This is a genomic window from Mesotoga sp. H07.pep.5.3 (assembly GCF_002752615.1).
GTDB lineage: Bacteria > Thermotogota > Thermotogae > Petrotogales > Kosmotogaceae > Mesotoga > Mesotoga prima.
Genome location: NZ_AYTV01000021.1, coordinates 84,540 through 96,852, shown reverse-complemented (window position 1 = coordinate 96,852; position 12,313 = coordinate 84,540). Strand labels below are relative to the sequence as shown.

8 protein-coding genes are annotated in these 12,313 nt (G+C 47.6%); 4 read left to right on the top strand and 4 right to left on the bottom strand.

Translation table 11 applies throughout. The annotated features are described in order from the left end of the window. Positions 1–13 precede the first annotated feature (13 nt). From deoC to V513_RS08480, 3 genes are all read right to left on the bottom strand, one after another. On the bottom strand, positions 14–709 hold the full coding sequence (gene deoC / locus V513_RS08490) for a deoxyribose-phosphate aldolase (RefSeq protein ID WP_099772392.1): 696 nt from the start codon (positions 707–709) through the stop codon (positions 14–16). Positions 710–786: 77 nt separating this feature from the next. Beyond that, positions 787–1,755, bottom strand: a complete 969-nt coding sequence (locus V513_RS08485) for an ABC transporter substrate-binding protein (RefSeq protein ID WP_099772391.1) — start codon at positions 1,753–1,755, stop codon at positions 787–789. 220 nt (positions 1,756–1,975) lie between these two features. Further along, positions 1,976–3,784, bottom strand: coding sequence for a diguanylate cyclase (locus V513_RS08480; protein ID WP_099772390.1), 1,809 nt, complete (start codon positions 3,782–3,784; stop codon positions 1,976–1,978). A gap of 385 nt (positions 3,785–4,169) precedes the next feature. Here V513_RS08480 and V513_RS08475 point away from each other — a divergent pair, with 385 nt between their 5' ends. From V513_RS08475 to V513_RS08450, 4 genes are all read left to right on the top strand, one after another. Then, complete coding sequence (locus V513_RS08475) at positions 4,170–4,967, top strand: electron transfer flavoprotein subunit beta/FixA family protein (protein WP_099772389.1); 798 nt, start codon at positions 4,170–4,172, stop codon at positions 4,965–4,967. Further along, positions 4,960–5,958 (top strand): electron transfer flavoprotein subunit alpha/FixB family protein, encoded by a 999-nt coding sequence (locus V513_RS08470; RefSeq protein ID WP_099772388.1) that lies wholly within the window; start codon positions 4,960–4,962, stop codon positions 5,956–5,958. Before V513_RS08475 ends, V513_RS08470 begins: the two co-directional genes overlap by 8 nt. Then, positions 5,955–7,361: an FAD-binding oxidoreductase gene (locus V513_RS08465; RefSeq protein ID WP_099772387.1), complete on the top strand. Its 1,407-nt coding sequence runs from the start codon at positions 5,955–5,957 to the stop codon at positions 7,359–7,361. Before V513_RS08470 ends, V513_RS08465 begins: the two co-directional genes overlap by 4 nt. 1,338 nt (positions 7,362–8,699) lie before the next feature. Further along, positions 8,700–9,329: a class II aldolase/adducin family protein gene (locus tag V513_RS08450; RefSeq protein ID WP_099772385.1), complete on the top strand. Its 630-nt coding sequence runs from the start codon at positions 8,700–8,702 to the stop codon at positions 9,327–9,329. A 384-nt stretch (positions 9,330–9,713) separates the two neighbouring features. Here the strand turns inward: V513_RS08450 and V513_RS08445 are convergent, their stop codons facing one another. Beyond that, the gene (locus V513_RS08445; protein WP_099772384.1) at positions 9,714–12,212 is read right to left on the bottom strand and encodes an ABC transporter substrate-binding protein; all 2,499 of its coding nucleotides are present in this window, start codon (positions 12,210–12,212) and stop codon (positions 9,714–9,716) included. Positions 12,213–12,313: the final 101 nt, after the last annotated feature.

Genomic DNA, 12,313 nt, shown 5'->3' with positions numbered 1-12,313 from the left:
TCATCGCTCTCCTTTAGCCACCGTATTTCTTTTCATACTCTTTGTATATAGAGACGCTGGAACTCGAACCGAAGACTGTGGCTCCCAGTTCCATGAATTTCTCGACCTGTTCGAGAGTCCTGACGCCGCCGGAAACCTTTATCTCTTTCTTCCCGGAAACGACGGAGTTTATGAGTTCAACATCGCGATAAGAGGTTGCTCTGGGACCGAAACCTGTCCCGGTCTTAACGAAGTCGATCGTTGGAACGTCGACTATCAGTTCACATACCTTGACTATTTCCTCTTCAGTCAATCTGCTGGTCTCGATTATGAATTTGCAGACTCTGTTTCCTTTCTTCACTCGCTCGGAAAGAGTTACGAACTCCCGTTCCATCAGGTCCCAGTTTCTCGATTTGACCGCAGATACGTTTATCACAATGTCGAAATCAGTAACCGCCTCTCCAAGAGACATGTAGTATTCTATTTCTCTCATTTTCAACTCTGTGGGAACCATGCCGAGCGGAAAGCCTCCGGGACCTACATTAATTCCAACCTCAGTTCCCTCGACTTTTTCAATAACATAAGTAGGGATCGCATACCACGGAACAACCACATTTCTGAAATTGTACTCGAGTGTTTCGTCAACGAAGCTCTCAATATCCTCCCACTTTGATTCGGGATTCAGCAAAGTATTATCGAAACGTCTGTTAAAAGGAATGTCTCTATTCATAAATACCTCCCGGGATAGGCAAAAATTTCTGAAAAAGGGCAGCTTTCGCTGCCCATAATCGTTAGAAACTTAAAGTATCAGTACTTTTTCCTTGAGAATGGGTCGAGAACCCACATAGAATCATCAAGTATATCCTTTTCGACTACGTAGACTCCAGTATCGAAGTACTCGGGAAGCGGTTCGCCGTTGATTGCCATGAAGGCAAACATGACACCCTTGTAACCCATACCGTGGGGATCCTGAACGATAAGAGCTTTCAAGGAGCCGTTTCTGAGAGCATCAATTTCCTGCGGGTCTGAGTCGTAGGCAACCGAGATGACTTCATCCTGAAGACCCTGAAGTTCGATAACTCTGGCAACTCCGTCACCTGTGTGGTTGTTGTCTGCAAACATTCCAATTAGATCATCGTAAGCGATTAAGAGGTCTTCCGTAGCGTTGGCTGCTCTAGAAATGTCGTTGTCAACATAGATCGTGGGGAGGACTTCTAGATCAGGAGCTATCTCGGCGAGTCTTGTCTTGAACCCATCATCTCTATCTGTAAGAACCTGAACACCAGCCATTGCACTTACTAGACCGATCTTGCCCTTGAGGTCCTTACCTGCTGCCTTGAGATACTCAACAAGCTTATCGGCTGCGAGAGCGCCTCCTACTCTGTTGTTGGTAGCGAGGAATGAATTGTATCCAGTATCATAGACGAAGTTGTCAATGAGAATGATCTTGATACCCTGCTTGTAAGCTTCGTCAAGAATCAGAGAAGGAGCTTCCGAGCTTGTCGAAGAAATAACGATTGCGTCTGGCTTCTTGTTGACAACGTCCTCAAGAATAGCGACCTGCTTGTCGATGTCTGACTCGGACGGAGGTCCGTAAACCGTGACATTAACAAGGCCCTGTAGATCGTGTTCGGCGTTCTCGGCGCCGACTATCGTGTATTGCCAGAAGTCAGAATCCGTTGCCTTGACTATGAAGGCAATTTCGTAAACTGCAAATCCCAGTGTGGCTCCGAAAAGAATTGAAGCCATGACAAGTAGCATAAGTACTTTACGCATTAGCAAAACCCTCCTTATAAAGTTGTTCTGTACATACGAATGTACACATGTACGTACAAACACTATAATTATAACAAGCGACCAAACTCGAAACAAATTTGAATGACAGAGGAAATCTTAGTGATAAGAAGTTTAGAGGAAAAATGAAGACATAATCGTCTTTAATCACTCTTAATCATCGCCATTTGTTTCAGGAAAGGCTGGTCTTCTGGACTCTTTCTTATCTTCTGAGTTCTCTTTTCTTCAAATACATTGCAAGCTCGGCATTTCTCAGCACATCATGAAAATCAGTTAGCATGTCTCTCTTAGTGGCTACTCCAAATGAGACACTAGCTTCCACGGCGAAACAGTCTATCTTGCTCAGATTTTTCTCGATTCTTGAAACGATTTCCTCTGCCATTTCGGTGTCTGTTCTCAGAAGAAGGACAACAAACTCATCTCCACCCCATCGAACAACTAGATCCTCGTGCCTGCAGGATTCCTTGATTGTGCGAGATATAGTCTTCAGATAATCGTCGCCGTAGAAATGGCCGAAACGGTCGTTCAAACCCTTCAGCCCGTTTACATCCGCGAAAATTACGGAAATCGGAAGATTTCTCGAAGTGTCTACTCTGGATACTTCCTCATCGAAGAAGGTCCTGTTGTAAAGACCGGTCAGCGAATCGTGAAAAGCAAGGAACTGTATTTCTCTAGTCTTCTTGATCTTTTCAAAGGCTCCAAGAGCATGAAGCATCAACAACTCGGCAAGCTCTGCATCTTCATGTTTGAAGCTCCCGGACTCAAGTGTGACTGTTTGAAAAACGCCGAAATCACCGATGGGAACACTAAGTACAGCCTTGATCCTACTGCTTGAAGGTATTGCATCGACTTCCTTCGAAACGTCATCGACTATTATCGTTTTCCCGGTCTTCAAAGTCTTTCCAGCAATTCCCTCGTACTTTGGAACCCTTGAATTGACTTCGATGTTGTTCGAGTTTCTCTTTGCGATAAGATAGTCTCCTTCGACAATGTCAAGACTGTAATAGTCGAAGCTGAGAATTTCGGTGGCCGCTTTAACTATGAGGTCATAGACTTCCTCTTCTTCTGTGCAGTTCTCCATCTTGAAGGCAATATCGTGGAGACTCCTTATCTTGTCCCTGAGGCGCTCGTTTTCAGTTACTTTCTTCTCAAGCTCCTCGGTTCTTGCCTTAACGCGCCCTTGTAAAGTGTGGTTCCAGAACCAAAGACCAAATAGCACGCCTATGAATATAACGAGCATTCCAACAGACAAGAGCAATTCCTTTCTATTCTGTTCAAACCAGTTTGCGGAGCCAAACCATTTCTCGAATATATCCTTATACTCACCGCTCTCTCTGACAAGGAGAAGTCCCTTATTGAGCTTGTTGAGAAGAACAAAGTCATCTCTTGCTGTGGCGAAGGCATAATCTCTCTCGAAGACCGTGGCACCGGAAACCTCGAGATTACCGATCGCATTCTCTTTAGCAAAATAGAGGGACTGATATTTCTCGAAGAGGCCAAAATCCCCGGTGCCCGATGAAAGAAGCTTCAAGCCGTCAAGAGGAGACTCAACCGCGACAATCTTGTCGGTTATTGAGTTTTCCAGAAGATAGTCGTGCATGACCCCCTTCGTTTGTACGACAATTTCCCTTCCTCTCAGATCATCTACGGTAGGTTCTTGGGAACCTTTTCTGTAAAAGATCGCCATGTGCAGAGTATTGTGGGGAATCGAAAAACCGTATATCTTTTGCCGTTCGGGAGTGACAGCCATGCCTATTAGTCCGTCAAGTTCTCCTGACTTGAACCTTTCGACAACAAGATCCCATTCACCGAGCTCTATTTCTATATCCAGCTCGGCGACTCTAGAGACGGCCTTCATCAAGTCCACATTGAATCCCGTGTACTCACCGTTTTCATCAGCAAACTCATACGGAGGATAGGCGTTATCACCGCCAAAAATCAGCTTGTCCGCAAAAACAAAAGTACTTAGTAGAACCAAGAAAAATAAAAAGAAAGACTTCTCGTTCTTCATCAATTCACCCCGATTAGAGATATAATAGCACAATCATTACGAATAATTGAAGTTCTAAAAACCAGGAATTTAGTAGAATCATTTGTGGGTCTTATTTATCGCTCGCAATCAGACTACAAAGTACTTTCCATTAACTCAAAAGCAATATTGTGGAAAAATACTTAAAGGTTTTTGCGGTCTACATTTGTGTGCTTTCACTTTGTTCTAACAATTAAATCAATTAACTAATTTTTCATCGGTTTTCAGAGCATAACGGTCAATAATAATCAAGTGGCTTAAAACAGTCTTTCATAGACTTTCGCTCCATAATCTAGACTACGGCCGCGAAAGTAATCGACACGTGTATTAAGATTGAAGAGAGAATATACGCCTGGGGGGAATTGTCTTGAAAATACTCGTTCTTCTAAAACAGGTCCCGGACTCCGATGAGGTGAAGCTCAATCCAGAGACGGGAACAATGATAAGAGAGGGTGTTGGCACCGTAATCAATCCTCTCGACCTTCACGCGCTGGAAACAGCGTTGAGAATCAAAGAGACTGGAGATCACTCCGTTACGGTTGTTTCTATGGGACCACCTGCGGCAGAAGAGGCCGTGAGGGAAGCAATAGCAATGGGCGCCGACAGGGCGGTGCTTCTCACAGACCGTAAGTTCGCAGGCGCCGATACGTGGGCTACATCAATGGCTCTCGCGAGATTTGCGGAAAAAGAAGGTCCCTTTGACCTGATCCTGGCCGGAGAGAAGGCTACCGACGGAGAAACCGGTCAGGTGGGGCCCGAAACCGGTGCTATGCTGGGTATTCCCATTGCTACATACGTTTCTAGAATAGCTGAGCTAGATGAATCTGGCATTACAATCGAACGCGAAGTGGAAGACGGAAAGGAAATATGGAAGCTACCCCTACCTTCGCTTGTTTCGGTGACTAAGGATGTCAATGAACCCAGACTCCCTACCTTGAATGGAAAGAAACTCGCGAGAAACGCATCAGTAGAGAGGATCGGCAACGATTTTCTGGAATTAGATCCATCTGAGATCGGCTTGAAAGGATCACCCACAAGGGTAGTAAGAATAGGAACCCCGAAGCTCTCTAGGAAGGTAGAGATGTATGAGGGAAGCAGTATCAGAGATGGAATAGATGAGATAAAAAAGAGGTTGGCACCCTATCTGGAGGTGAACCATGAGTGATCTCCTGGTAATCGCAGAAAGAAGAGGAAATGAAATCCACTCAAGTACATTCGAACTACTTGGAAAGGCCAGAGAGTTATCCATAAAGAGGCCTCTTACGGTTTCTGTAGTGGTTCTTTCCGACAAGCCTGTCGAAGAGGAATCGGCTGACGCTCTCTTCTCAGGAGGGGCAGATCGAATTATCCAGGCAGTGGATAGAAGCTTCTCAAGATTCAATTTCGAACCATACACAAAGACTCTGGCAGCTATCGTAAGAGAGTTCGCTCCAGAGATCGTACTTGCACCGGCCACGACTTCAGGCAGAACCTATATGCCCGGCCTGGCGGCTCTCTTGAAGACTGGCCTGACGGCCGACTGCACCGGTCTAGATATAGAAGAGGAAACTGGAAATCTTCTTCAGACAAGACCTGCCATAGGCGGCAACATAATGGCGACGATAAAGACCCCGAATCACAGGCCTCAGATGGCCACCGTGAGACCCAAGACATTCTCGGCTCTGAAGGAAGCGTATGAAAGCAAAAATGAACTGGTTAACTTTGAAGTGACTCCAGATTTGACCCAAACTGAAGCAAAACTAATCGAGTTTCATCCAATAGGAGCGGGGCAGAAGGGAGTTCAGGACGCCGAAGTGATAATCGCCGGAGGCATGGGACTTCGAAGGGTTGAAAACATGGAACCGATCTTCAGGCTTTCAAAAATGATCAACGGAACCGTTGGCGCTTCAAGGAAGATCGTTGATTCGAAGTGGATAGGACACGAAGCTCAAGTCGGATTGAGCGGCCATACAGTTAAACCGAAGATCTACATCGCTGCGGGTATTTCCGGCGCCGTTCAACATATTGCGGGGATGCAAACCGCAGAGTTCATCGTTGCGATAAACAGAGACAGGAACGCCGCGATTTTCAACTTCGCAGATATTGGGCTTGTTGGAGACGCTGTCGAGATTCTGAACGAGCTTGCAAAGTCTCTTGAGTCGGAGGTGAAGAGATGAATTACGGACGGCTCAACGCGGACCTAATCGAAGAACTACAATCACTACTCAACATCCCCGTCAAATACGATGAGGAGTCACTGGATAGATATTCTAGAGACGAGACGGCGGAATTGAAAGCCGTTAGACCGGAGGTCGTCACATTCCCTGTAAGTACTGAGGAAGTGTCGAAGATCATGAAATTTGCAAACAGGCACTTGATTCCAGTTACCCCAAGAGGTGCGGGAACGGGCCTTTCGGGAGGCGCGGTGCCTTCATACCGTGGAATCGTCATGAGTTTCGAGAAGATGAACAGGATTCTCGAGTTCGACGAGGCAAACATGATGATTACCGTCGAACCGGGAGTGATAACCGGCGAAATTCAGAAACTGGCAGACAGGCATAATCTCGTTTACGGAGGCGATCCCTGCAGCAGCGAAAGCTCCTCGATCGGGGGCAACGTTGCGGAAAATGCCGGTGGAAACAAAGTCATGAAATATGGACCGACGGGATACCATGTTTACGGCCTTGAGGTTGTACTACCCTCAGGCGAGGTCACATACTTCGGAGGAAAGAGACTTAAGGACGTCAGCGGTCTGGACTTCGTTCATCTCATGGTCGGATCTGAAGGCACGCTCGGAATTGTAACGAAGATAACTCTGAGGCTGCTACCAAAGCCGAAGTATTCCGTGGCTCTGCTTGTACCATACCCGGATATCGACACGGCAATTGCCGCAGTACCTGGTTTGATGAGCGGTTCGGGTGTTGTCCCTACTTCCCTAGAGTTTATGGACGGCTCATCGATAAGGGCGGCCTGCAGCTTCCTGAACATCGAGTTTCCGTATGCTGACGCCGGCGCTCACCTGATAATTGAAGTCGAAGGCAACAGCAAAGATGCGGTATTCGACGATTACGTCAAACTCGGAGAAGCCGCCATGGAAGCGGGTGGGCTTGAGGCCTTTGTGGCAGACAACCGGAATACGAGAGACAAACTATGGAAGGCCAGAAAGTCGATTGCGGAAGCACTGGCCGCAATAAGCCCTGTACACAGCATGGAAGACGTTTCCGTTCCGATGGCGAACATACCTAAGCTAATAAATAGGTCTGAAGAGATCGCAAAGAAGCGCGGACTCGAGATGATTGCCTTTGGCCACGCCGGCGATGGAAATGTCCATGTCACTTTCATAAAGGGAGACCTTCCCCAGGAAGAGTGGGACAGAAATCTCCCTCTGGCCGAGAAAGAGCTCTTTGACGAAACCACAGAGTTAGGGGGCTGCATCAGCGGAGAACACGGTATAGGTATCAAGAGAAAGAAATATCTCGCATCGATAGTAGACGAAGCGCAACTTGACCTAATTCGAGGCATAAAAAAGGCCTTTGATAGAAACAACATACTCAATCCGGGGAAAATAGTGGATCTTTGAAAAGAAACCGAGGTTAGAGGTCAGTAGTCAGAGGTTGGAAGAGCAAAAAACCAGTCTCAAGTTCTAAGTTGTGAGTTGCGAGTAAAAAAGCCCAACAAAACGGGTCTCGGGTCTCGAGTCTGGGGTCTCGCGAATACAAGTGGTTAAACCATCACGACCCCAGTGCTATTGAGGCTGTCATCCCGAACTTGTTTCGGGATCTGATCTTCCGAAAGACCGGGGTTGCGGGTAGCAGGCTGGTGGCATCAAGATCAGAAGTGATGCTGCCTCCAGCAGGAAGTGAGGCTCGCTGGCGCGAGGAAGTGATGCCCGGAAGGGCATCCGGGGAAGTGATGCTGGCGCTTACGCACCAGGAGGCAAAATCCAAAGAAAAAGAGCAAGGGATCAGTTGTAAGTTCCAAGTTGCAAGTTCTGAGTTGCGAGTAGAAAAGCCCAACAAAACGGGTCTCGGGTCTCGCGAACAGAACCGGCTCATCAATTCAGGGTTTTACTGTAACTTAGAAAGTTATCCGGGCAGCGGTTTGTGGAATTCCCTCACTCTGTCATCCCGAACTTGTTTCGGGATCTGGGCTTCGAGAAACCCAGGTTGGGGGTTCGAAAGAGCAAGAGAAATTGGTTGACCGTTGAGCGGTTCTCCGTTTGCCGAGGAGAAGTTGTTTGTTCCAGAGCGAGGATCTGTTCTTCATGTTCTTTCGAAGGACGGGTTCATGGTTTGGAAGGACCAAGGACGGCTCTTTGCAGCGACCAGCGGGTTTTTGCTCTTAAGCATACAGCGATTCTTAGGATAGAGATGCTGAAACGAGTTCATGACGCGAAGGGCAGGGTATCTATTACAGGGTATGGGGTCTCGCGAACAGAACCGGCAATTGATTCAGGGTTTCAATGCAACTGAGGAAGTTGTCCGGGCAGCGGGTTTGCGAAGTCCCCCACATTGTCATCCCGAACTTGTTTCGGGATCTAGGTGTCGATCTTATCCAAGAACGAAGAACCTGGACGCGCAGCGTCGGAACGAAGAACCGATGCTTCTTGGCGGGGACGGAGGACCATTGACGGAAAACGGTTTTTCATAAGCGTACAGGGGTTCTGCAAAGGATTTCGCTCCCAAACCTCTCTTTCTTTGTTTCTTGCCTCCTGGTGTGCAAGCGCAAGCATCACTTCTTCAGAGGCTTGCCGTCATTGCGTCCACTGATGCTACTTACTGCTATGCGTCCCGCCAAAGGGGAGACTGGCCAGGCAAAACCTGATGGTCACGTGTAGCGTGACTGGCTATAATAGAATCGACTTTTAGTTATTTCATGCTATATATGGAACAAAATATAGAACAAAATGGAGGTCACTATGGATTTGAGAAAAGAGCTGGTCCTTTTCGCGAGGCTGGCGTGGGACAGAAGACTTACCGAGAGTACCGGTGGAAATATGAGCGTTAGAAATGGAGATCATTTTGTGATTACCCCCACAACAATGGTGAAGCACTTTCTCACGGAAGAGGATCTTGTCGAGGTAGATCTGAATGGAAGGAAAGTTAGTGGGAGGCGCGAACCATCATCGGAATACAGGATGCATTTGAAGATTTACAGAGAGTGTGAAGACGTGGTTTCCGTCTTCCATGCTCATCCCGTTTACGCGACCACTATCGCAGTTCAGCAGAAGAAGTTTCCTGTGAATGTTCTTCCTGAAACTGCGCTCATGCTGGCTCCGATAACCTATCTTCCCTACAGAATGCCTGGTACGGATGATTTTGCGGAGGTATTCGACGAGGGTTTGAAGCTGGGCTCGCGAACCTTCGTTTTGAGAAACCACGGTGTTACAGTCGGCGGAAGTAGTATTGAAGAGGCATATGCAAAGCTCGAGACGCTGGAGTTTCTGGCTCAGATCACCCTCCTTTCCGGTGCCAAACCCGGTTACCTCGAAATCCCTTCCGAAGATGTGGAGAAGTTCTTGAGAAAAATAAGAGGATCTAAGGAGTAGTTTCAGCCATTCTTTAGATTTTCACGCAGAAGCACCCGAGATTGCCTATAAAGTCGCGTTTCAGGGTGAATTTATTCTCTCCAGTTGCTTTTCAAAGGAAGGGGTTTTGTCTCTTTACTCGAAAAATATACTTGTGAAAAGAGTTTATCCACTGGAAACCGCTGCTGCTGCCTTCAATTAGACTTCACGATTGTTTTTGGTTCGATTCTCTTTTGACTGAATTACTGATATTTCAGAAGGCTTTATTCAGTTTGAAAAAAACAGACTGCGCACTAGAAGTCCGTCTGGTGGGTTTGCGGACTTTCACTCTGTCTTGAGTCGCTGTACGGGACAAATGAAAGAAGAGGCAGTGTCGTAGACACTGCCTCTTCAACTTGAACCTTATCAGTAGATTACTATAGAAGTCGAAGCAGAAGCGGGAATGGCCCCTTCCAACTCTGCAATTGCCATGATGTCGTACGATCCTGCGCCGAGATCCTCGACAGCACTCGCCGGTATCACGCACTCGAACAATCCGGCTTCGGTCATTGCGGCTTCAAACTCCCTTGTCTCCTGTCCAACTATCAGGGACAGAGTAACCTTTCCGGTTGTTGCGGGAACAGCCTCATCTATTGGATAAGTGACTTCCGAGACGTAAACACTTACAGGAAGATCGCTGCCCTTAGCCACAAAAGCAGGCGTTTCCAAGCTGTCTATCTGCATCCTTACAGCTTTCAGTTCCTCTATCCAGTATGTGTCTTCGTACGGGTAGTCGGGATCTCTGAAAGCTCTCAATTCCATGTAGTTGGAAGTCGAGTCGAATTTCGACAGATAGAAAGGTCCATTGCTTATATAGGCGTGGCCGTAATTGTCTATGAATTCGACTGCAGCCTCGTATCTGCCAAGTACGTATTCCTCGTCGACAAATTCTTTAATGTAGTTTGGAATATGCTTTCTTTCCTTCATCTCGACAAGTTTAGCTCGGATGTCTTTCACACAAGCAGGAGCAATGGCATCTACTTCGGTAAAGGCGGGATCCATTGTAATTGAATATGCAGTACCCGATTCGCTGCCTTCAGTTACGAGTAGAGACATGGCTTCCGCTATCTCCCAGGCACAGCCAACAGGATGGCCCGACGAAGAAACGCTTATACCTGGTGCTCCCCAGCTAGCAACTCTTTCCTTGCTTGCCGGGAAGTTGTAATTGAAGTATACGGTTATGGTGTCGTCCTCGTTCAAAACCCAACCTATGATTGTATCGAGACCACTCTTAAGAGAAGAAGAATATGCCTGTTCGTACTGGAGATCATCGTCGCTCTCTTTGCTCGCCCATTCCATTTGGAATGCCTGGGCATAGAGGAAGTCAACGATCGAAATGGGCTGCCCATGGTGAAGTTTGCCAAACTTGAATTCGTAGGTAGCCATGGAGATCGACTTCTTTCCTTCTCCAACTTCTAGCCAGGCTTCGTTAAACGGGCAGTAGTTGATAGCATTTGCGGGCACTTCGTAATCTCCGACAACGTCTCCTTCTTCATTACGTCGCGCCTTTGTTTGAACTTCAATCGGTACCGCTCTCAAAGGTGTTGGAATAGCCGAAGCTGGGCTTTCGAACATTGCCGGGTCATATAGGTTTTCGGCAATGTAGTTCGAATAAACGCTGTCAAAACCATCCGTCCCTATCGGGTCCCAGGCATCCATGAAGAGAGACCCCATAGCCGAGAACTGTGTTATGAACAGCGTTCGGTCATCTGTAACGGCCGTTCTTATCGACCATGTGTTTAGACCGTCTCCCAGCCCATATGCGAACCTCTGCTTGAGTCTTGATGCGTTCGCAACAAAAAAGTCGAGCTGATTGACAACGTATATCCTTACAGCTTCTTCCAAACCGAGTTCAAGGCCTCTTAGCGCAAGTTCCCAGTACTCTTCCTCAGTCAAGAAGTTACCGGTATAAGCCTTGAGAGTGACTTCATCGATCTCATCCTGTTCGTAGTTCCAGAAGCCTTCTGTCATTCCGCCTGGCATGTATCCATACCAGGGAGCGTACATCTGCGCGACGATATGTTCCCAGAAGGCCCTCGTTGCACCGGCTCCCCAGCCTTCCGTGTACATCTGCCAGGTAAACTCCGCCGGATCGCCTCCGTAGACGACGTTACTGCACTTAATCCTGTCCCAGTACAACCTTTCCGCCTTCAATCCTGCCTTTTCAAGCTGATCCGCAATGTAGTCCCCTTCCTTTAGACGACCCTGGGGATCATCGACCCTAATGGCTATCTTGATTGTTACCGGCTCATTATCGAAGTACCAGAAGCCGTCGTCCTTCTTCTCCAGCCTGCCGACATTTTCCGGTAGTGCGGCTGCAGCTTGCATAGAGCTTTCTATGACTTCCAAAGCCCTTGCTTCGTTTCCTTCAGCCGTCAAACCAAACTTCGTGGCGAGAAGATTGTACCTGTACGTTCCCGGTTGGCCAGTAGTAGCCATTGTGAAGGCCGGTGTCCCGGCTCCTCCGAGAATCTCGTCAACAAGGTACTGCCTGTTGATCAGGTCGTTCATCGCGAATCTGATATCCTTGATCGCAAAGGCGTTGAAGTACTCCTTCCCTCCAACTTCAACGACATATGGCGCTTTGTTAGGAATCGGATTCATCAGTAGCGACCAGGATCCTGATGGAACAGCATACAGGTCAAGCTTGTCTCTGGTGGCCTGATCCAGCCCGAAGATCTGTGGCCCTTGAAGACCCCACATGAAAATATCTGTAAGACCTTCAGCCGTGTCCTTCAGCGCGATCTCTTCCGACATTCTCACGTTGAAGTAAACAAGATCAGGATAAGGTCCCTTCTGCGAGGACAGAGCAAGTCCGCCCAGCAGCAATAGCATGACCAACAGCACGTAAGTTAGCTTCTTCACTTCCTTCGCCTCCTTAAGAAATTAGCGTTTCGATCGAGTCACAAGTTGAACTGGGATAAAGTTGTTTCGTCTACGTAGTGGCAAGAAACGAGAGAGATTAA

Bases quoted from the DNA above. Each gene is read 5' to 3' on its own strand.
- V513_RS08480 (WP_099772390.1), bottom strand. From the start codon at position 3,784: ATGAAGAACGAGAAGTCTTTCTTTTTATTTTTCTTGGTTCTACTAAGT.
- V513_RS08470 (WP_099772388.1), top strand. From the start codon at position 4,960: ATGAGTGATCTCCTGGTAATCGCAGAAAGAAGAGGAAATGAAATCCAC.
- deoC (WP_099772392.1), bottom strand. From the start codon at position 709: ATGAATAGAGACATTCCTTTTAACAGACGTTTCGATAATACTTTGCTG.
- V513_RS08485 (WP_099772391.1), bottom strand. From the start codon at position 1,755: ATGCGTAAAGTACTTATGCTACTTGTCATGGCTTCAATTCTTTTCGGA.
- V513_RS08465 (WP_099772387.1), top strand. From the start codon at position 5,955: ATGAATTACGGACGGCTCAACGCGGACCTAATCGAAGAACTACAATCA.
- V513_RS08450 (WP_099772385.1), top strand. From the start codon at position 8,700: ATGGATTTGAGAAAAGAGCTGGTCCTTTTCGCGAGGCTGGCGTGGGAC.